The sequence below is a fragment of the Arthrobacter sp. AZCC_0090 genome (genome assembly GCF_014207375.1).
Lineage (GTDB): Bacteria > Actinomycetota > Actinomycetes > Actinomycetales > Micrococcaceae > Arthrobacter.
The window spans coordinates 280,066-298,763 of the sequence record NZ_JACHEE010000003.1 but is presented as its reverse complement, the minus strand read 5'-3'; the positions used below and the strand labels follow the sequence as shown (position 1 = coordinate 298,763).

Below are 18,698 nucleotides of genomic sequence, written 5' to 3'. Positions count from 1 at the left end.
CGGAGGCACAGACATTTTTGACGCGGCACGGCGGCACCGGCAATATCAGCGCCTTCCGGGCAGCTAAATCCCTGTGTCAGTCCCGCTTGCCGTCGAAGAAATCACGGGCGGGATCGACGTCGGGCTTCACTTCTGCGGGCGCGGCAGCCGCAGTTGGCGCAGGGACCTCCGTTGAGCCTTCCGAAGCGCCGGTGTCCGTGTCGTCGTCGGACTCTTCCTCCCACTCGTCGGACTGTGCGGAATCTTCGATCTCCGCTACGGCTACCGGAGCGGACTCTCCAAAGCCACGGAAGATGAGGCCGGCGATCGCTGCCCCCAGCAGCGGTGCGACCCAGAAGAGCCAAAGCTGCTCCACGGCCCAGCTGGAGCTGAAGACGGCGGAGGCGGTGGCGCGGGCAGGGTTGAACGCAAGGTTGCCGACTGACTGTCCAAGCTGCAACAGCACTGCGAAGGTCAGGCCGACGGCAAACGGGGCTGCGGCCCTGACAGGGTTGCGCCGGGCGGTGGCGGCGAGGAATACCCCCACCAGCAGTGCGCCGCCGAGGATCTCCACGAGCAACGCGCCGGCCATGGGAGCCTGGATGACGGAGTGCTCACCGAAGCCGGCAGAGACGGTATCGAATGCAGCCCGGCTGTCGTCGATCTTGGGCACGGTCCGCACAAGTGCGAACACGGCAAGGGCGCCGAGCAGGCCGCCGACAACCTGGGCCACAAGGTATGCCGCGCCATCCACGAGCTTTGTGCGCCCGGCAATCACATGGCCGACGGTGATAGCCGGGTTGAAGTGGCCGCCGGAAAGGTATCCGAAGGCGAGCATGGCCGCGGCAACCGCAAGTCCGCCGGCCAGCGGTGCAGGCACAGTGCTCGATTGCGGAATGCTGAACATGGGGACGCCCACACCAATAACCACAAGGAACAACGTCCCCAGAGCTTCAGCGGATGCCCGGGCGATGAGCCCGGTACCGCGGGAGGAGGGAACGGACACAGTTGTGGTCATGTCGAATGATTCCTTAGTTCGAAGTTAGGGTGGCGTATTGCGGAGCCGCACGGCAACAGCACGTCATACAGGAGCCTGCGTGCCTGCCCCGCAGCATCCTGCCAGCCGAGTCTGGACGCTTCCTGAATCCGAGCCTAGTCGCCCAATGCGATCGCGGCGACCGCCGCGCAGCCGAGGGCGATGATGGACAGTGCGCTTGCCAGCATGAGGACGGCCGATGCTTCTTCTGTTCCGTGGTGGAGTTGACGGGACCTTACCCACGCAACACTGCCAAGGACGATCGTCGCAGCAGCGGCCGTCAAAGCGCAGATTCCCTGGTAGTCGAGCCCCGGTATTCCGGTGGGCAATTGCCCCGCACCGGACTTCGCCGACAGCCACCTGCGCCAGATAAAGAGATCCACGACCAAAAGCGAAATCAGGGTCCGGCGCCAGGCAAGCGTGGTGCGCTCTGGCTGCAGGCCCGGATCCCTGGCTTCTACGCTCAACGCGCCACCAGGATCAGCACCGCAAAGGTGAAGGCCGCTACGGCGACCACAATGGTCATCAGCAACATGACCCGTGAGAATGGCAGGGCTTGGTCGTTACGCATGGCTGACTCCATCTGTGCCCACCGGCGGTAGGCGAGCGTCGCCAGCCCCGCGCCAATGATGGAAAGCACGACGCACAGGACAATGCGCACCGGCTGCGGCGCAATATTCGGAGCGAGCTGATCGATAGCCACGGCACCTGCGAGCAGCGCCAATGAGGTACGGATCCATGCAAGGAAAGTCCGCTCATTTGCAAGGGAAAATCTGTAGTCCGGGGTCGTTCCGGTTTTGCGCCACGCCGGTTCACGCATCGTTGCCTCCTGGTTCAGGAGCCACCGTATCAGTGGCCAAGTGAAGACCGGCGAAGCGGCCACGGTAAATTACCACTATGACTGCTGAATCGTCCCCCTTCGCCGTGCCGACCTTCGAGTCCCGGGTCAACGGCTGCCTGCTGGGAGGTGCCCTGGGCGATTCGCTCGGCTACGCCGTGGAATTCGACGACCTGGACACCATCCGCTCCCGCTTCGGCGCGGCGGGCCTCACCTCTTTCGGACAGCTCGACGGCGGCAGCCACTTTTCGGACGACACCCAGATGACGCTGTACACCGTGGACGGACTCGTGGAAGCGCTCGAGTGGGCCAACGACGGCGTGGCCGCCGATGAAACAGCGTGTCTCTGGCTGGCCTACCTGCGATGGCTCGCCACCCAGGGCGTGGCCCTGCCGGCCTCGGCCCCGGTTCCCCAACCGCGTTGGATTGACAAGCAGGAGGTGCTCCGGCACCGCCGTCATCCAGGCAAGGCCTGCCTGAGCGGACTCGCCACCGGCCAAATGGGGACCAAATTTCGCCCGGTCAACCCGGATTCGAAGGGCTGCGGCACCGTGATGCGGTCCGCGCCGTTTGGCTTGGTCCCACACATTTCCGAGGCCGCGGTTTACAAGTTGAGCACTGACGCAGCCTCTTTGACCCACGGGCACCCTTCTGCGCGGCAGAGTGCCGGTGCCTTCAGCGTTCTGGTGCACAAATTGGCCACGGGCTCGGATGTACGGAGTGCGGCTGAACATGCCTTGAGCGTAGTGGCAGGATTGCCTGATCCGGCCGCCGAACTGCTGGACCGTCTCCGCCAGGCGCTGGAACTGTCCTCCACCGGCGCCCTGCTCAGCCCGGAAGAACTCACCGCGCAACTAGGCGAAGGCTGGGTCGCTGAGGAGGCACTCGCCGTCGGGCTCTATGCTGTGCTGGCAACCGCCGCGGCGGCCGAGGCACCGCTTGATCCGGCCGCCCATTTCCGCCAGGCCGTTGCCATGGCGCTGAACCACAGCGGTGACAGTGACTCCACGGCCTCCATCGCGGGCAACATCCTCGGGGCATTCCATGGCGAGGGAGCCCTGCCCTCAGACTGGCTTGAAGCTCTTGAGGCTCCTGACGTCATCCGCGGGATGGCCCAGCGGCTTATCGCTGTGACGGTCGGCTAGGGAGCAATCGACTCATAGCCGGCGAAGTGCGATGTTGTTGCAGGCTTCGCAGACTTCCTCGGGGATAAAGCCACGCCTCTGCAGGAAACCGAATATGGCGCAGCCAAGGCAGAATCCCACAAACGACTCAAGGGAAGCTGCCACAATCAGCAGGGCGAGCAGGATCCACGCCCCCAGCGCGAAATTGGCGAAGAACAGAATGGCGGCCGCTGTGCTCAGAACGGCCCCAATTCCCTGGGCAAAGCGTTTTGGTGGGCCAGGGACAAGTTTGGCGGGGCCTACCCGTGGTGCCAGGACCTTGACGGACAACAGGGCAAACGGCGAAATCCTCGGCCCGAACAGTACGCGCAACCAGAAACCGGCAGCAATCAGAACGAGCCCCCAGCCAAAGCCGCTCAGGAGCGTAGCCACCGCAGCCAAAGCCACAAGGCCCGCCGTGATCCTCGCGGCGTACTCATTGACCGGGTTGGGGAATGCGAAGACGGCACGCCATCTGGGAGCCGCGTGGGCCCCGGACGCGGTTGATGAAGGGGCGCCGACGGCGGTCCGCGCCGTGTCCGGCTGGTTTCCCTGTCTCATGGCTCAAGGCTAGGAGCGCGGGCACTCAACGGGAAGCTTTGTTGCTCCGTGTGAAATCTGCCGACGGCCCGGCGAACCGGGCCGCGCCGCCGAATTGCTAGCTTCCACCGACCATCTGCAGGAACTCTCCTTCGGACAGCACCTCGATCTGTTGGCCGCGGCTATGCAGCTCCAGGACCCGCTTGGCTTTGCCGGTGAGTCGTCCGTTCCTGAGATCGCCGGCTACAAATCCGTCGCCCACCACCAGGACCGTGGTCCTTCCTGTAACCCGGCTCTCCGGACGCGCCCCCATCTCCGCGGCCCGCTGTTTCGCTTCCGGCCGCGCAATCGCAAGCTCACCGGTAAAGACGACGGTCTGGCCGAACAGGGGGTGTCCCGGTTCTGCTGCCGGATTGGGCACCGGATTGGTGCCCTCTTCCGGCCAGTTGCTCCAGGCTCGTCCCAGCTGGCCAGCGCCACTCCCGACGCCGGAACGGCCGGAAGGTTGCCCGCCAGCCCCGACGGCCGCGAGGGCAGCCAAGGTCTGCTTCGAAAGCCCTTCTCCAGGGTGGAAAGCCTGCTGTTTAGGCAGGTCCAGGCCGAGCGACAAGTAGAGCTCGGCGATGCTGTTGGCATTGTTCCGGCGGGCGATATCGACCAGGATCCCCGCGCACGCCCGGGCGTCCTCGGCGGCGTCGTGATGGTTCACGAGAGGCACCCCGGCCTCTTCCGCGGCGTAGGGCAAGGAGTTGGAAACCAAGAAATAGCAGCGCCTGGACAACATCACGGTGCAAACGTATTCATACGCCGGCCCCGGCAGCCCGGACACTTCAAGCCCTGAACGGATGACGCCGAGATCGAAGGCCGCATTGTGGGCAGCCAGGATGTCTCCCCCGATGAAGGCCCCAATTTCAGGGAAGAGTTCGCCAAAACGGGGAGCGGTGGCGACGTCCTCGGCCCGAATGCCATGGATTCGTGTGTTGTGGTACTCGAAGTGGTCATGGTTTTCTGGTGGCCGCATGAGCCAGGAGGCTTCCTCCACCACCACTCCGCCGCGGACCTTGCTGAGGCCGACCGAGCACGGTGAACCCCTGAAGCCGTTCGCAGTTTCAAAGTCGATCGCCGTAAAGTCCAATGCCACTGGTCAAGGTTACAGGGGAAAGAGGCCCCAATAGCGCTGGTGATGGCCGCCCACTGCTGGGACCGTCCTTCAGACCTCGTCCGCCGTCTCCTGCAGCTTGGTCAACGCCTTCTTGGTTGCCCTTTGGGTCAGGACATGGATGATCGCCCCGGCGGCGCCCCCGGCGAAGGCAAACAACACCACGCCCGGTAAGGAGTCCTCCAGATTGGTCGCATCCTTAGGCGCGGGCTTCCCGGTGGACTTGCCCCAGATGACCTCCAAGGCCTTGTTCGCCGCAACTCCGGCGACCATGCCAACAACCAGGCCAAGTAGTTTGATCAGGACGTTCATCTCGCTCCTCCGATTGTGGCCTCACGGGCCCGTTCACGCGCCTTCGGCGCTGGCTGTCGCGCATGTGGCCAAGCAGCCCCCGGTCTTTTGCCCTAAACTAATAGATCATTGAGGATAATCAGCATGCTTAGTATCCAGCATAAGTGATGAGCAGGAGAACAAAGTGAGTTCTGTCGAATCCACCGAACCTGAATCCGGCGAGACTCAGGCGAGCAACAGCAAGCCAGACAATTCTTCCGGCGGCGATCAGGCTCCTTCGGGCGCGAAGCGCTCGCCGATCCGGCGGTTCCTCGGTTTGCTCGGTCCGGGGCTGGTCACAGGCTCGGCCGACGACGACCCGTCAGGTATCGCCACCTACGCTCAGGCTGGTGCCACTTTCTCCAACGGGATGCTCTGGACTGCGCCGGTGACTTTGCCGATGATGATGGCGGTCCAGGAAATCTGCGACCGCACCGCCCTGGCCACCGGGGACAGCCTGGGCAGGCTTGCCCGCCGGAAGTTCTCCCGCAAGCCACGCGTGGCGATCGCAATCCTGATCGTGGCCTTGCTCGGGGCGAATACCTTGAATGCAGCGGCGGACCTGATGGCGATCGGGCAGGGCATGGAGATGCTCGGTGCCGGCCCAAGCCACCTCTGGAGTGCCATCGCCGGTGTTGGCATAGGGGTTGCCCTGATGGTTGGGGGTTTCGACATCATTTCCAAAACCTTCAAGTGGCTCTGCATGGCCCTGTTGGCCTATGTGGCGGTGCTGTTCGTGGCCAAAGTGGACTGGGGTGACGTCGTAGCCGGCACGCTGGGCCTGCAGTTCCGGTTCGGCTGGGACTATCTGGGCTTGATCGTCGCCATCCTGGGAACCACTATCTCCCCGTACCTGTTTTTCTGGCAAAGTGCACAACGGGTCGAGGAGCTCAGGGACGATGACCTCGGAGGGGATAACGCCGTCGGGCTGGATGACAACTCCGCATCCGCCGCCCACCGCAAGCTCCGCAACGCCCGCGCAGACGTGTTCACCGGAATGTTCTTCTCCGTCTTGGTCATGTTTGCCATCATTGCGGCGACCGCTTCGACCCTTGGCAAGAACGGCACGGACGTCAAGACAGCGGCGGACGCCGCCAGAGCCCTGGAACCCATGTTGGGTCCGGCCGCCAAGTTCCTTTTCGCAGCCGGTTTTATCGGTTCCGGCATTCTGGCCGTCCCTGTCCTGGCCGCTGCGGGATCCGCCGGATTGGCCGGTCTCCTCGGAAAACAGTGGGGGTTCGATCGTCGCCCTAGCAAGGCACGCACGTTTTACGTGCTGTTAGGCGTGGGAACCGTCGGCGGCGTCATCATCAGCCTCTTCGTCTCCGATCCCATCGGGCTGCTGGTCTTGAGTGCCATCATCAACGGGATCGCTGCCGCACCGTTCCTCATTGTCACCATGCTCATTTCCAGGGACAAAGACCTAATGGGCAAATATCGCAACGGAAGACTTGCCGCCACACTCGGCTGGTCCACCACCGCCATCATGGTCGTCGCCGGCGCCGTCGGCATCTGGACCACAGTCACCGGCTCAGCCTAGGAGCACTCCCATGAGTGAACACGCCAGCCCCCCGAACCGGCGGGCGCCGCAGGCAACAAAAAGCCGGGTGATCCGGCACGCCTTGAGGATTACGCACATCCGACCACCCACCAATTGCGCATCGTCGGTCGGCGCAGGGCGGATGCACAAGCCAAGCTCGAACAGCAACAGCGCGAGGCCCGCACCAAGCCTCCGGAATGACACAAGCGGGCGTGGCGCCGTACTACGCCAAATGCCTTCCTCCTGTGACGCCGACAACGGATCCCGACATGTAGCTTGCCTCCGCAGTGGCCAGCAGCACGAATGTCGCCGCCAGTTCAGCGGGTTGGCCTGCCCTCCCCAGGGGCGTGTCCTCACCGAAGTGGACTATTTTTCCGCTCGGCTGGGTCGGGGGTTGACGTGGCGTCCAAATCGGTCCGGGCGCCACCGCGTTGACGCGGATTCCCCGTGGCCCCAGAGACTCTGCCAGCGAGAACGTCATGTTGATGATGGCCGCCTTGGTGAGAGCCTGGGAAACGTGGCAGCGTCGGCGGCCGGACTGTCCGGCGCGGAAGTCATTGACGTCCGGGCGCGGGATGCCGACGTCGACCTGTCACCGATCGGTTATGGCTTCCACCGTCGCTATGCCCGGACGTGGTCTACTGCTCCCCGTACACCCGGGCGCGTCGTACCGCGGAATTTATCGTCGAGACGGCGGGCTGGACGGCGCCGCTCCTCGCGGATGAGCGGCTCAGAGACCGCGAGCTTGGCATCCTGGACATGCTGACCGCCAAGGGCGTGGAGCTCAGGTTGCCCGAGGAGACCCTGCGTCGCCGATGGTTGGGGAAGTTCTACTACAGGCCACTGGTGGGAGTCCTGGACCGACGTCGTACTGAGGCCGCGGAGCTTTCTTTCCGATCTTGAACAGCTCTCCGGAGGAGAGCGAGTCCTGGGGTTCCTGGCCGAGCTGTTGCTGGCCGAATGCGATGACCGGGACCGCAGCTCCTCCATCCGCAGGGTCAAAGCGGCTAACTTCCCCCGCGATAAGTGGCTGGGCGATTTCGATTTCGATGCGAATCCGAACATCAACCCGGCCACGATCAACACCCTCGCCACCGGGGACTGGATCCGTAAAGGGCAACCCCTGTGCCTGATCGGGGACTCCGGCACCGGCAAGAGCCATCTGCTCATCGGCCTCGGCACCGCAGCGGCGGAGAAGGGCTTCCGGGTCAGATACACCCTCGCCACCCGGCTCGTGAACGAGCTTGTGGAAGCCGCCGATGAAAAAGTCCTGGCCAAGACCATCGCCCGCTACGGCCGGGTCGACCTGCTCTGCATCGACGAACTCGGATACATGGAACTGGACCGCCGCGGCGCCGAACTGCTCTTCCAGGTCCTCACCGAACGCGAGGAAAAGTACTCCATAGCCATCGCCTCCAACGAATCCTTCTCCGGCTGGACCAAAACCTTCACCGACCCCAGACTCTGCGCCGCCATCGTGGACCGGCTCACGTTCAACGGCACCATCATCGAAACCGGCACCGACTCCTACCGCCTCGCCCACACCCTCAACCAACAAGTCACATAACCGACAACAGTTTCAAACCTGCCTGCAGCGCCGGACTAGGCACTGGGAGTACATGAATCCGTCCCCAGCCGTGTCCAGGCTGACACGCGGGTGGAATTTTCACGCGCCGGCCACTTCGATCACGGGGCGACCCTCGAGTACTACACATTTCAAGGATCGAAAAGTCACATACAAAACCGGTCAACCTGCTTGTTTAATGCCATTCGTTTGATTAGGTTCGTTCTCGTGCTGGCAGTCGAGTAGTCGGAGTCGGGACTCATTGTTGGAACTAACCATGGAGGAACATTGAGCAACACCGAAAACAGTGCTCGGGAACTCATCGAGTCGCTTTACGCTGAGGGCGTCGAGCTTGATGCGAACTGGGATTCGATTGATGATGAGACTCTCCAGAAGCTCCGGGAAGCCCATGCGAGTGGAGACGAAGCCCTGCAGAGCTTGCTTGCCAACCTGGCGTTCAACAAGTTTGAGAACGCGGATCAGGCTGAGCGCATTGCGGCGTCGATGGCCGGAATCAAGGCCGCGATCGTGGAACAGATCTTTGAGGAGTTCCCGACCACGTCACTCGCCGATCTCAAAGCTGCCGCTGACAAAGCGGGCTACGACATCGAAGTTCTTGTCTAAGAATTGACCGGAAGTATGGCGGGCACTCCGAAAAGGGGCGCCCGCCATACTTAGGCAACGAAAGAGATCACTGTGAATATTGAAGGCCTTGAATGGCGGGAAAATTGGCGTGTTGAGAACGGGCCGGGCAGCTTCGTGGTCCCCTTTCCCAGGCTGCGCTCAGCGCAGCTTGTTTTTCATGGAACCAGTGAGTTCTCCTACCGCCAGTACGGTATTCACCTCGGTCAAGACGACATTCTGACCTTCCTTGGTCCCAGCAAGCAGACAATCACCGGACACTTCATCGACTGCCGCGCAGGCAGCCCGACTTTTGGCCAGCGTGATGACTTTGAATTCTCGCCCTCGAGTAGCCGTGCGCTTGTGATCCCTCGCGGTGTCGGCCATGACTTCGATGGTCTGGAGAATGTTTTCACCCTTAACACCTACGAGCTCTACTTGCCTGCATTGGACGACTGGGCGACCTCCGATTGGAAGCCAAAGGGTGACGTGATTAACGTACGCTCAGATGTTGATCCGGATTCTGTGCCGGCCTTCGTCCCGAACCCTCTTCCTGCCGGGGATAAGTGGTACGGCTTGGTTGCTTTGCAGCAGCGAGTCATGATCCCGATGTTGTCCCACGAGTACCCGGTGACGAAGGATGTTCACTTTGAAAACGGCGAGGCACATAGGATCGCGCTGCTAAAGCGCTCGACAAAGAAGAGCCGTCCTGAATGGGAGCCCATCGCAGGCATTGAAGGTCTCGGTTGAGTCAACCTTCCCTATGTTTCCAGCGGACCTGAGTCCGGATTTGTCCCACTTCTGGAACCATATCCGCTCTACTTCATTGACCACGGCGAGACGGGATACAGGCACGATGCCTTTGGTATCCATCTGGGGCAGGAGGACCATTTGCTGTTCGCAGGGCCTCCAAACCAAACGGTCTCCATTGAATTCATGGATACGCGAGCTTCCTCGCCTACGCACGGCGCTCGGTTCACAGTCGACTTCCAGCCGGATCCCACCCGGTACTTGAAAATCCCTGCCGGCGTTGGACACGCTCTGAGCAACCTGGAAAACGTCTTCACTATCAACAGGGCTGCCGTGTTGCTGCCCGAAGAGAATGAAAGCGACTACCGTCCCGGAAACGATGTGATCGACTGGCCTCGGTCAAACCCGGAGGTTCCTCGCCTCAAGGCCAACACCAGAAAAGCACCTGCCGCCTTCTATGCCCAGCAAGTGTCAGACCAGAAAGTACTGCAGGAAACGCCGCCAATGCACACGACACCCGCAATCATGCTCATTGATGGTCCGAACGGAGAGAAGGTGAGAGTGGCTCTTCGCAAGAGAGTTGCGTCGGCAAGCAATTAACGAGAAGGCGGGTGGCACAGAGACAGTGCCACCCGCCGCCTAGTGAGCAGAGGAAAGCACTTGCTGCGCCTACTTTCGCATCCGAAATACCGTCCCTTTTTCTTCTCGTTCACGGCAGGAAACTTCGCCGAGGGCCTGGTCGCGGTTACCGTCCCATTTGTATTGCTCCAAAGGACTGGTGACCCAGCAGCGGTCGGCTTCTGCCTTGCGTTGCAGACCGCAGGCGTGCTCGTCATGGCATTCCCGGGCGCGTCAATCGCGGACAGATTCCCGCGACAGAAAGTGGTTTCCTGGTCCTATTGGGCAGCAGGGCTGGCCCTTGTCGGGATCTGCATCGCGCTCGGAACGGATCTCGGGACGTGGGCTGTTGGGGCTGGCCTGTTTCTCTTTGGCGCATCAACCGCGGTCTACGGCCCTGCTTCGGACGCTATGACGCCACGGCTCGTTTCCGAGGAATACCTCCACAAGGCGAACTCAATGGATAGCCTCAGTCAGCGCATCGGGCAAGGAATTCTTGGTCCCTTACTTGGAGGTGCCATGGTGGCTATGGGCATGGGCATCGGGGCATTCGCGCTGTCGGCTTTGCTATGTGTCTTTGGGGCGATAATCGCACGCCGAATCCAACTACTTCCTCCAGCCACAGACAACTGTCAACAAGAAGAAGCTTCCGAAAACAGTAACTGGGCGTCGGTGCTCCGATACCTGAAGAAGACTCCTCTGTTGGTGGCCTTGCTGGCATGGGTTTCAATATTCATCATGCTCCAGGTCGGCGCCAAGCCAGTTGCAGCAACCATCTGGATTACAGACATACAAGACGGCGGCGCAGCACTATACGGTATTGCCCTTTCAATTGGTGCCGTTATTTCAGCCGTTGTTGTGCTCATCATTGGGGCTTCGCCGCTCCCGAGCAAATACCTGGCTTGGATGATTACAGCCTGGAGCCTAGGATCCGGAATGCTCATGCTGGCCGTTCTGTTGCCGAGTGCCTGGTCATTCATAATTTCCTATGCATTGGCCGCGGGACTCATGGCCATCGGAAACATCTATTGGTCAACGTACATCCAATCCACAGTCCCTGACCGTCTACTGGCTCGTGTCATCAGCATCGACTGGGTCGCTTCCCTTGCCTTGACACCACTTGGAGCAGCGGTTGCTGGCACCGTAGTCAGTCAATGGGGAGCCGGCCCAACTTTCTCAACTGCGGCCCTTGTCCCGCTGTTCAGTGGACTTGGCATGCTCACGCTGATACTCCGTGCAAAGAGCCAAGGGGCAGAAACTCGACGGAACTCACGTCAAGAGCTGGCTCCTGACGTGATGGACTAGCGCGAACCGACATTCGCTGAGCTCAAGGATTTTAGTGTGGGGCCAGAAGTAGCCGTCCTACCGGGCCAAATATGGTTGACATAGTCAGGAAATGTGGGAGCGCTACCCGGATGCGGCGGGTTGCCTGATTGTTAGCCCGACCCCATATGGAACCTGCGCAGACATTGCAGCCATCGCGAAAGCCTGCCACGCCCGCGGCAAGCCCCTGATCGTCGATGAGGCCTGGGGAGCGCACCTGCCTTTCCACCAAGACCTGCCCACCTGGGCGATGGATGCAGGCGCGGACATTTGCGTCGTAAGCGTGCACAAGATGGGCGCCGGCTTCGAGCAGGGCTCCGTGTACCACCTGCAGGGCGACCTTGTGGACCCGGCGCATTTGTCCGCGTGCGCGGATCTCCTCATGACGACCAGCCCGAATGCAATCCTGTATTCGGCCATCGACGGATGGCGCCGCCACATGGTCCAGCAAGGAAGCGAACTGCTCGGAAACGCCCTCGCACTTGCCCATAAACTCCGTACCGATATCGACGCAATCCCTGGGATCCACGTGTTGGAGCACGAGTTGCTTGCCGTGGAGTCCTCCCACGACCTTGACCGGATGCAGATCCTGATGGATCTCTCCGCGCTCGGGATCAGCGGATACCAGGCCGCGGACTGGCTACGGGAGAACTGCCGGATCGATATGGGCCTCAGCGACCACCGGCTGGTCATGGCGACGCTTTCGATGGCCGACGACGACGTCACGGCCTCCAGGCTGACGGACGCACTCAGAGCGCTCACTGACGCCGCGCCCACCATGGCTCCTGCAACCCCTGTGGATCTGCCAGCCCCGCACGAACTCGAACTGGAGACCGTCGTCCTGCCACGGGACGCGTTTTTCGGTGCCACCGAGGACGTCCCCACGCGCGAAGCAATTGGGCGCGTGGCGGCCGAGCAGATCACGCCCTTACCCACCCGGGATTCCCGCGATAGTTCCCGGTGAGAGGATCAACGCCGCCGTTGTCGACTACCTGGAATCAGGGCTGGAGGCAGGCATGGTCCTCCCGGACCCGGCCGACCCAACCCTACGCACAATCCGTGTTCCCCGGCAGTAGGGCAGCTGGGATCGCGGTCAGTCGCTGGGCGCCAAGTCGGTGGTCAGCCCGCGGTCGTCGGGCGAGGCGTTGTCCTGTTCTTCCGCCGGTCCGCTTGGATCGTCGGTATCGCTGTCGGATGCCCCACGCGAGTTCCCCGGCGCCTTCCCGGGTCCGTTGGCGGAAGTGCGTGTCCTGACTTCCCGAGAGCCGTCAGGCTCCTTGGCAATCGGATCGCTCCCGCCTTGGACGCCGTCGTGGACGGGGTCCTCCGGCTTCTTCGCCTCAGCGCTCATTTCCATTCCCTCCTCAGCTGACCGGATCAATCGGAGAATTAGCTTCCGGCCTCTTCCGGGTGTTCGCGGGCGCGCTCTTCATTGGGGTTTTCGCGGCTTTCATCCGGGATAAAGTCCGGGTCCACCTTGCTGCCCATGCTTTCGGCCGAGACGTTCTTGGGCGTCTTGTTCCGAGCTACTTCTTCCTCGTCCCGTTCATGGCGCTCTTGTGCGCGCTCTTCGCTCATGCGCCAAAGGTAGCCCCGCGGGAGCACGGTGTCGAGGGCTATCGCCCCGTCCACCAGCGCGACGTGACCCCGGGTGTACCGCTCGTCATTATGCCTAAAAGATGAGGCGGCGCCCCCAAGGACCCGAAGCCCGGGGTCAATGGTTCGTGGAAAGGTCCACTTGGGACCGCGTCTCCCGGGGACCGGCGGGGTAGCCACCGCGGCGGCTGGCCAGGATGATTGCGAGCGCTGCCGCCGTGGGGACGGCTGCGGCTAACGGCACCCACGGGGCGCCGACCGTAGTCAGGGGCCAGAGCGCCATACCCGGCGCCGACGGCGATGCCCCATTGAATGGTAACCACGGTCAAACCGCTTTGCGGAGCTCTCAAAGGCCCGACGGCGGTCGTCCCGTACCCTTGAAGAGTGACCCTTTCTGCGATGAACGACTTTGCCGTATCCACTTTGGGAGGCGCAGGACCGGTGCAGCCGCACATGTCCGCGCTCCTCCCCGACTGGCTGAACCCCCAGATCTTCCTGGCCGACCCCGCCTTGGCGCCTTGGGTGGTCCTGCTCGTGTGCGGCATCGTGTTCGCAGAGACGGGACTTCTGGTCGGGTTCTTCCTGCCTGGCGACTCGATGCTCTTCACCGCAGGACTGCTCGTCGCCACGGATACCATCAAGTTCAATATCTGGGCACTTGCCGCCCTGATCATCGTCTCGGCAATCATCGGCAACCAGAGTGGCTACCTCATTGGATCCAAGGCCGGTCCGGCGATCTTCAACAAGCCAGACTCCAAGTTGTTCAAGCGCGAAAACGTCGAGAGCGCCCACGCCTTCTTCGAGAAGCACGGTGGTAAGGCCCTGATCCTGGCCCGCTTCGTACCTATCATCCGCACCTTCGTCCCGGTGATCGTCGGCGTCGCTCAAATGGACAAGCGCAAGTTCTTCATTTTCAACGTCATCGGGGCCGTGCTCTGGGGCGGCGGCGTTACGCTCCTCGGCTACCTGCTCGGCGATAAAGTTCCGTGGGTCCGGGACAACCTCGACATTATCTTCGTGGTCATCGTCCTTATCTCGGTGGTCCCCGTGGCCGTCGAGGTCATCCGCGGCTTGCTGGCCAAGCGCAAGGCCACTGACCGCAGCGCGAACCCCGCCGAAGAGTTCGTCGACGGACGCGAAGCCGGAAAGCACGGCGAGCGCTAAGCCCACTGGCTAAAGAAGAAGGCACCCCGCAGTTCGCTAGCGGGGTGCCTCTCTCGTTAACTCGTACGCTAGCGCAAAGCGTCCACGATGGCTGGAAGCAGCGCCCGGAACGCCTTGCCGCGATGGCTGATGGCGTTCTTCTCCTCGGAACTCAGCTCGGCGCAGCTGCGGTCCAAACCCTGGGGCTGCAGCACGGGGTCATAACCGAATCCGCCCCCACCGCGGGGTTCACGCAGGAGAGTGCCTTCCAGCTGGCCGTATTCGACCACCTCCCGCCCGTCGCCGCCGACGGCGTCCGGTACAGCGAGCGCCGCAGCGCAAACAAACGCCGCTCCACGGTGTGCGTCGGGGACATCGGATAATTGCGCCAGCAGAAGCTGGAGATTGGCGGCGTCGTCACCGTGCCGGCCGGACCACCGGGCCGAGAAGATGCCTGGGGCTCCGCCCAACACGTCCACGGCTAGCCCCGAATCATCGGCAATCGCCACGAGTCCCGTGGCTTCAGCCACGGCCCGCGCCTTGAGCAGGGAGTTCTCGGCAAAGGTTACTCCGGTCTCGGCAACATCGGGGGCTCCAGCCGCAGCCGCATCAATCACTTGCGTATCGACGTCGAGTCCTGGCACTTGCCCCCTCAGGAGCTCCCTGAGCTCCCGCAATTTGCCTTTGTTGTGGGTGGCGAGAACAAGCCGCGGCGCCGCTGCGGTCACCGCCTCGCTCACGGGGCCTCGGCCAGGGTCTCGCGCTGGATCGCGGCCAGCTCGCCCGTGCCAAGGAGGGCAAGGTCCAGCAAAGCATTCAGTTCATCGCGGTCGAAGGGGGCCCCTTCGGCGGTGCCCTGGACCTCCACAAACTTGCCCGAGCCCGTGACCACCACGTTCATGTCGGTTTCGGCGCGCACGTCCTCGACGTAGGGCAAGTCCAGCATGGGGATACCATCAATGATCCCCACGGAAACGGCAGCAATGGTGTCGATCAGGGGCTGCGCGTTCTTGGCGATCATCTTGTTCTCCCGTGCGAAGCGGATCGCTTCGGCAAGGGCCACGTATGCTCCGGTGATCGCTGCCGTGCGGGTGCCACCGTCGGCCTGCAGGACGTCACAGTCGAGCACGATCGTGTTCTCGCCGAGGGCCTTGGTATCGATGATGGAACGCAACGAGCGGCCGATCAGGCGCGAAATCTCGTGCGTGCGTCCGCCGATCCTTCCCTTGACCGACTCGCGGTCGGAACGGGTGTTCGTGGCTCGCGGCAGCATAGCGTATTCGGCCGTGACCCAGCCCCGGCCCTCCCCCTTGAGCCAGCGGGGAACGCCCTCGGTCAGGGAAGCCGTGCACAGCACCCGGGTATTGCCGAATTCGATCAGGGCAGAGCCTTCGGCCTGCTTCGACCAGCCGCGGGTGATGCTGATGGGACGGAGCTGATCAGGCGTGCGGCCGTCGGCACGGATGACAGGGACAGATGTGGCTTCGGAAGTCATAGTGCAAGCTTAGCGATCCCCCAGCCTCCGCTGGACTGCGCAGTCGGACTGCGGGTTCAGACGGTGTAGTGAACCCCGGCAACCGCGACGGCGACATCGCCGGCGAACTCGGGCCGCGCCTCTGCCATGACCTTGGTCTGCGATGTCCACACGGGGATGTGGGTCAGGAGGAGGCGTCGAGCTCCAGCGGCCGTGGCTGCTTGTCCCGCGCGCTTGCCGGTCAGGTGCACATCCTTGATGTCGTCGTCGCGTCCTTCTTCGAAGGCTGCCTCGCACAGGAAGAGGTCCGCGTTACGGGCGGCATCCTCAAGGCCCTGGCACGAGTCGGTGTCCCCCGAGTACGTCAGAATCCTGGTGACGGGACTTCCTTCTTTGTCCGGCTCTGTGACCTCCACGCGTAAGGCGTAGGCCTCTTCCACCGGGTGGTTCACGGCGTACGGCGTCACGGTGAACGGTCCAAGCTGCACGGATTGGCGTTCGTTCCAGTTGCTGAAGTCGAATTCCTCGTGCATTCCGGGGACCAGTTCCAGCCCGTAGGCGGTGGCCATGCGGTCCGCCGTCGCGGCGGGCCCCCAGACGGGGATCCTGTCCCGTCCCCAACCGCCTGGCTTCCACCGGACGGCCACGTGCAGTCCGCACAGGTCCATGCAGTGGTCCGGGTGCAAATGGGTTAGGAAGATGGCGTCGATGTCCTCGAGGTCCGTGTACCGCTGGATGGCCCCGAGGGCACCACTGCCGAGGTCCATGACGATCTTCCACTGGCGTTCGCCGTCGTGCGCAGTCAGTAGGTAGCACGATGCCGGAGAACCCGGCCCGGGAAAGGAACCTGTGCAGCCAACAATGGTCAGTTTCACTGGATGCGGCCCCCGCGGGCCGCGCCGAATTCATTCACTGTGAAGCCTGCAGGGTCAACGAAGTTGGAGGTCCTCGCATGGTGCCCTCCCGCGCGGGCGGCCTCCAGCATTTCCGGGGTGATGCGCGCGAGGCTTCCTGTCGGGTACTGCGCGGCCACATGGTCCACGTGGCGCACGGACAGGACCTCCGGTCCGAGGAAGCGGCGCGCCAGGGTTTCGAACTGGACAGCGTCGCCGGTCGCCATGAAGTCGTGCCGGGGCAGGCCGGCGTCGGTCCGTTGGATCCCGTGGGTGGCCAGGGCGCGATACACGTCTTTGGCGGTCTCCTCGGCGCTGGATACAAGGGTGACGGCCTCCCCCATGACGTAGGAGATCACTCCCGTGAGCAGCGGATAGTGCGTGCAACCCAACACCACGGTGTCCACATCGGCATCCCTGAGCGGTTCCAGGTACTCGTGGGCTGCGGCGAGGAGCTCAGGACCGGTGGTGATGCCGGCTTCCACGAAGCTCACGAATTCCGGACAGGCCACCGAGGTGATATTTAGGTCCGGGGCGGCGGCAAAAGTGTCCTCGTAAGCCCGGGAACCCACCGTGGCCGATGTCCCGATCACTCCGATCCGGCCAGATCGCGTAGCGGACACGGCCCGGCGGACCGCGGGTTGGATGACCTCGATGACTGGAATCCCATAGCGGGCCGTGTACCGTTCCCGGGCATCGCGCAAAACTGCGGCCGAAGCTGAGTTGCAGGCGATCGTCAGCAGCTTGACGCCTGAGTCCACCAGCTCGTCCATGACGCCGAGGGCATTCGCCCGGACTTCGGCGATTGGAAGGGGCCCATACGGTCCGTTGGCAGTGTCCCCCACATAGATGATGGACTCATTCGGCAGTTGGTCGATGATGGACCGTGCCACGGTGAGTCCGCCGACTCCCGAATCGAAGACACCTATGGGGCGCGATCCCAGCAAAGTGTTGACTGCGTTGGTGTTCAGTGTTTCGGGCTTGCGCTGGGATGCCGGCGCCGATGCGGCGCTCTCCCCACCCGATTCCGTATCCGATGCTGAGTTCATGATTCTTAGAGAATAAGCCACTGCATGTGTCGCAGCCATGACTTGTGGCGGGGGCCTCGTGTCTGTTTTGTCACACGGAAGGCCGCTGGCACCTCTAAGTCCATCTCAGGTTTTCCGGTCCATCGATGCCATCATGGCCTGCACCAGCGATTCCTGGAGCCACGTGGTGAAGTTGTATACGAGCGCCAGATAGCTCTCAACGTCTTCGGCTTGGGACCAGTCCTGCATGGCGTGGACATGGTCCGCATCGGCCTCATCGCGGATATCGAGGCGCTCGGCCAGCACCAGGCGGACGTCGTTGAGCGCCATGGACCAGAGCTTCGCCTCCTCGGGCGTGAGCACGAGTTCGTTGCGGTCCAGGCCCATCGCGGCGGCCCGAAGCGCACCGATTTTTCCTTCCCGCAGCGAGCGCTCGGTGAGCTGGCGGAACTCGAGGGACGCGGCGTCGTCGTTCTTCATGACGTTTGGCAGCAACCTCAGCAAGGCGCGATCGGACGGTTCCTTGACGTTCATGTCCAGGCCGATCAGGGCAGTCAGCGGGTCTTCATCGCGGGAAAGCTCCGGTTCCAGCATGGAGATGACATCATCCAGAAGCCCACGCAGGAGTTCGCGCTCGGCGGGCTCAAGGTAGCCTGTGATGCCTTTGAGTCCGTATTTGAAAGCCTTAGCCACGTGCGCCGCCCTTGCGTCCCCGGCCGTCGCCGCTACCGTTTGCCTTTTCAACCGTTGCCCACAAACCGTAGCCGTGCATGGCAACCGCATGCTGCTCCACTTGTTCCTTGCCACCGTAGGCCACGATGGAACGGCCCTTCCTGTGGACTTCGAGCATGAGTTTGTTGGACTTGGCCTCGGAATAGCCGAAGTAGCTCTGGAAGACATAGCTCACATAGCTCATGAGGTTAACGGGATCGTTCCAGATCACCAGGTTCCAGGGGATGTCAGCAGCGCTGAGGAGGTCGGTGGACTGCTGCTCCGCGGTGTCCGTCCGTTCCTCTCCCTTGAGGCCTGCGTCTGTGACGGCTGCAGTGCCGGGGGCAACGGTAGTGGTCATCTGTCCATTCTAAGGCGATCGATGGGCCACG

The 18,698-nt window shown here is 62.6% G+C and carries 25 protein-coding genes and 2 pseudogenes; 11 read left to right on the top strand and 16 right to left on the bottom strand.

All coding sequences use genetic code 11. The features are described 5' to 3' along the window. Window positions 1-76: 76 nt before the first annotated feature. From HNP00_RS06695 to HNP00_RS06685, 3 genes are all read right to left on the bottom strand, one after another. Window positions 77-997, bottom strand: a complete 921-nt coding sequence (locus tag HNP00_RS06695; protein ID WP_184737204.1) for an MIP/aquaporin family protein — start codon at window positions 995-997, stop codon at window positions 77-79. A gap of 134 nt (window positions 998-1,131) precedes the next feature. Beyond that, window positions 1,132-1,482, bottom strand: a complete 351-nt coding sequence (locus tag HNP00_RS06690; protein ID WP_184737202.1) for a DUF202 domain-containing protein — start codon at window positions 1,480-1,482, stop codon at window positions 1,132-1,134. Then, entirely contained in the window at window positions 1,479-1,835 is a 357-nt protein-coding gene (locus HNP00_RS06685; RefSeq protein ID WP_184737200.1) for a YidH family protein, read from the bottom strand. The genes HNP00_RS06690 and HNP00_RS06685 overlap by 4 nt, the downstream gene beginning before the upstream one ends. A 77-nt stretch (window positions 1,836-1,912) precedes the next feature. Between HNP00_RS06685 and HNP00_RS06680 the strand changes: the two genes are divergently transcribed. Further along, the gene (locus tag HNP00_RS06680; RefSeq protein WP_184737198.1) at window positions 1,913-2,998 is read left to right on the top strand and encodes an ADP-ribosylglycohydrolase family protein; all 1,086 of its coding nucleotides are present in this window, start codon (window positions 1,913-1,915) and stop codon (window positions 2,996-2,998) included. 12 nt (window positions 2,999-3,010) lie between these two features. Here the strand turns inward: HNP00_RS06680 and HNP00_RS06675 are convergent, their stop codons facing one another. The 3 genes from HNP00_RS06675 to HNP00_RS06665 all read right to left on the bottom strand — a co-directional run bounded on the left by HNP00_RS06675 (window position 3,011) and on the right by HNP00_RS06665 (window position 5,027). Beyond that, complete coding sequence (locus tag HNP00_RS06675) at window positions 3,011-3,577, bottom strand: DUF4395 domain-containing protein (protein ID WP_184737196.1); 567 nt, start codon at window positions 3,575-3,577, stop codon at window positions 3,011-3,013. A gap of 97 nt (window positions 3,578-3,674) precedes the next feature. Beyond that, complete coding sequence (locus HNP00_RS06670; protein ID WP_184737194.1) at window positions 3,675-4,697, bottom strand: exonuclease domain-containing protein; 1,023 nt, start codon at window positions 4,695-4,697, stop codon at window positions 3,675-3,677. A gap of 69 nt (window positions 4,698-4,766) precedes the next feature. Next, window positions 4,767-5,027 carry a DUF4235 domain-containing protein gene (locus HNP00_RS06665; protein WP_184737192.1) on the bottom strand — a complete coding sequence of 87 codons (261 nt, stop codon included), beginning with the start codon at window positions 5,025-5,027 and terminating at the stop codon, window positions 4,767-4,769. A 163-nt stretch (window positions 5,028-5,190) separates the two neighbouring features. On the opposite strand from HNP00_RS06665, the gene HNP00_RS06660 reads away from it, so the two are divergent. After that, on the top strand, window positions 5,191-6,585 hold the full coding sequence (locus HNP00_RS06660; RefSeq protein ID WP_184737191.1) for an Nramp family divalent metal transporter: 1,395 nt from the start codon (window positions 5,191-5,193) through the stop codon (window positions 6,583-6,585). A 223-nt stretch (window positions 6,586-6,808) separates the two neighbouring features. Here the strand turns inward: HNP00_RS06660 and HNP00_RS06655 are convergent. After that, window positions 6,809-7,093: pseudogene (locus HNP00_RS06655) on the bottom strand (SDR family oxidoreductase); the annotation flags it as partial. 125 nt (window positions 7,094-7,218) lie between these two features. On the opposite strand from HNP00_RS06655, the gene HNP00_RS23160 reads away from it, so the two are divergent. The 8 genes and pseudogenes from HNP00_RS23160 (at window position 7,219) to HNP00_RS22920 (ending at window position 12,537) form a co-directional block, all read left to right on the top strand. Continuing rightward, the gene (locus HNP00_RS23160; RefSeq protein ID WP_311770514.1) at window positions 7,219-7,488 is read left to right on the top strand and encodes a histidine phosphatase family protein; all 270 of its coding nucleotides are present in this window, start codon (window positions 7,219-7,221) and stop codon (window positions 7,486-7,488) included. Next, window positions 7,475-8,152 (top strand): annotated as a pseudogene (istB, locus tag HNP00_RS06645) (IS21-like element helper ATPase IstB); the annotation flags it as partial. The gene HNP00_RS23160 and the pseudogene istB, both read left to right, overlap by 14 nt. A 285-nt stretch (window positions 8,153-8,437) precedes the next feature. Then, the gene (locus HNP00_RS06640) at window positions 8,438-8,773 is read left to right on the top strand and encodes a hypothetical protein (protein WP_184737189.1); all 336 of its coding nucleotides are present in this window, start codon (window positions 8,438-8,440) and stop codon (window positions 8,771-8,773) included. Between the two features lie 72 nt (window positions 8,774-8,845). Next, window positions 8,846-9,520 (top strand): dTDP-4-dehydrorhamnose 3,5-epimerase family protein, encoded by a 675-nt coding sequence (locus HNP00_RS06635; protein WP_221451253.1) that lies wholly within the window; start codon window positions 8,846-8,848, stop codon window positions 9,518-9,520. A gap of 261 nt (window positions 9,521-9,781) precedes the next feature. Beyond that, window positions 9,782-10,120, top strand: a complete 339-nt coding sequence (locus tag HNP00_RS06630) for a hypothetical protein (RefSeq protein WP_184737187.1) — start codon at window positions 9,782-9,784, stop codon at window positions 10,118-10,120. A 60-nt stretch (window positions 10,121-10,180) separates the two neighbouring features. Further along, window positions 10,181-11,443 (top strand): MFS transporter, encoded by a 1,263-nt coding sequence (locus HNP00_RS06625; protein WP_184737185.1) that lies wholly within the window; start codon window positions 10,181-10,183, stop codon window positions 11,441-11,443. A 91-nt stretch (window positions 11,444-11,534) separates the two neighbouring features. Next, window positions 11,535-12,425 (top strand): aminotransferase class I/II-fold pyridoxal phosphate-dependent enzyme, encoded by an 891-nt coding sequence (locus tag HNP00_RS06620; RefSeq protein WP_221451252.1) that lies wholly within the window; start codon window positions 11,535-11,537, stop codon window positions 12,423-12,425. After that, window positions 12,325-12,537, top strand: coding sequence for a hypothetical protein (locus HNP00_RS22920; RefSeq protein ID WP_311770513.1), 213 nt, complete (start codon window positions 12,325-12,327; stop codon window positions 12,535-12,537). Before HNP00_RS06620 ends, HNP00_RS22920 begins: the two co-directional genes overlap by 101 nt. A gap of 17 nt (window positions 12,538-12,554) precedes the next feature. Here HNP00_RS22920 and HNP00_RS06615 read toward each other — a convergent pair whose 3' ends face one another. The 3 genes from HNP00_RS06615 to HNP00_RS06605 form a co-directional block, all read right to left on the bottom strand. Then, window positions 12,555-12,812 (bottom strand): hypothetical protein, encoded by a 258-nt coding sequence (locus HNP00_RS06615; protein ID WP_184737184.1) that lies wholly within the window; start codon window positions 12,810-12,812, stop codon window positions 12,555-12,557. A 38-nt stretch (window positions 12,813-12,850) separates the two neighbouring features. Continuing rightward, complete coding sequence (locus tag HNP00_RS06610; RefSeq protein ID WP_184737182.1) at window positions 12,851-13,039, bottom strand: hypothetical protein; 189 nt, start codon at window positions 13,037-13,039, stop codon at window positions 12,851-12,853. A gap of 136 nt (window positions 13,040-13,175) precedes the next feature. After that, window positions 13,176-13,340: a hypothetical protein gene (locus HNP00_RS06605; RefSeq protein WP_395893792.1), complete on the bottom strand. Its 165-nt coding sequence runs from the start codon at window positions 13,338-13,340 to the stop codon at window positions 13,176-13,178. 116 nt (window positions 13,341-13,456) lie between these two features. Between HNP00_RS06605 and HNP00_RS06600 the strand changes: the two genes are divergently transcribed. Then, window positions 13,457-14,221, top strand: a complete 765-nt coding sequence (locus tag HNP00_RS06600) for a VTT domain-containing protein (RefSeq protein ID WP_184737475.1) — start codon at window positions 13,457-13,459, stop codon at window positions 14,219-14,221. A gap of 68 nt (window positions 14,222-14,289) precedes the next feature. Here the strand turns inward: HNP00_RS06600 and rdgB are convergent, their stop codons facing one another. From rdgB to clpS, 6 genes are all read right to left on the bottom strand, one after another. Then, window positions 14,290-14,940: an RdgB/HAM1 family non-canonical purine NTP pyrophosphatase gene (gene rdgB / locus HNP00_RS06595; protein ID WP_395893791.1), complete on the bottom strand. Its 651-nt coding sequence runs from the start codon at window positions 14,938-14,940 to the stop codon at window positions 14,290-14,292. After that, window positions 14,937-15,695 (bottom strand): ribonuclease PH, encoded by a 759-nt coding sequence (rph, locus tag HNP00_RS06590; protein WP_221451250.1) that lies wholly within the window; start codon window positions 15,693-15,695, stop codon window positions 14,937-14,939. The genes rdgB and rph overlap by 4 nt, the downstream gene beginning before the upstream one ends. A 56-nt stretch (window positions 15,696-15,751) precedes the next feature. Next, complete coding sequence (locus HNP00_RS06585) at window positions 15,752-16,549, bottom strand: MBL fold metallo-hydrolase (protein ID WP_184737180.1); 798 nt, start codon at window positions 16,547-16,549, stop codon at window positions 15,752-15,754. Next, window positions 16,546-17,616 carry a glutamate racemase gene (gene murI, locus HNP00_RS06580; RefSeq protein ID WP_260404804.1) on the bottom strand — a complete coding sequence of 357 codons (1,071 nt, stop codon included), beginning with the start codon at window positions 17,614-17,616 and terminating at the stop codon, window positions 16,546-16,548. Before murI ends, HNP00_RS06585 begins: the two co-directional genes overlap by 4 nt. 105 nt (window positions 17,617-17,721) lie before the next feature. Further along, window positions 17,722-18,288: a DUF2017 domain-containing protein gene (locus tag HNP00_RS06575; RefSeq protein ID WP_184737176.1), complete on the bottom strand. Its 567-nt coding sequence runs from the start codon at window positions 18,286-18,288 to the stop codon at window positions 17,722-17,724. Beyond that, window positions 18,281-18,667, bottom strand: coding sequence for an ATP-dependent Clp protease adapter ClpS (gene clpS, locus HNP00_RS06570; RefSeq protein WP_184737174.1), 387 nt, complete (start codon window positions 18,665-18,667; stop codon window positions 18,281-18,283). The genes HNP00_RS06575 and clpS overlap by 8 nt, the downstream gene beginning before the upstream one ends. Between the last annotated feature and the right edge of the window lie 31 nt (window positions 18,668-18,698).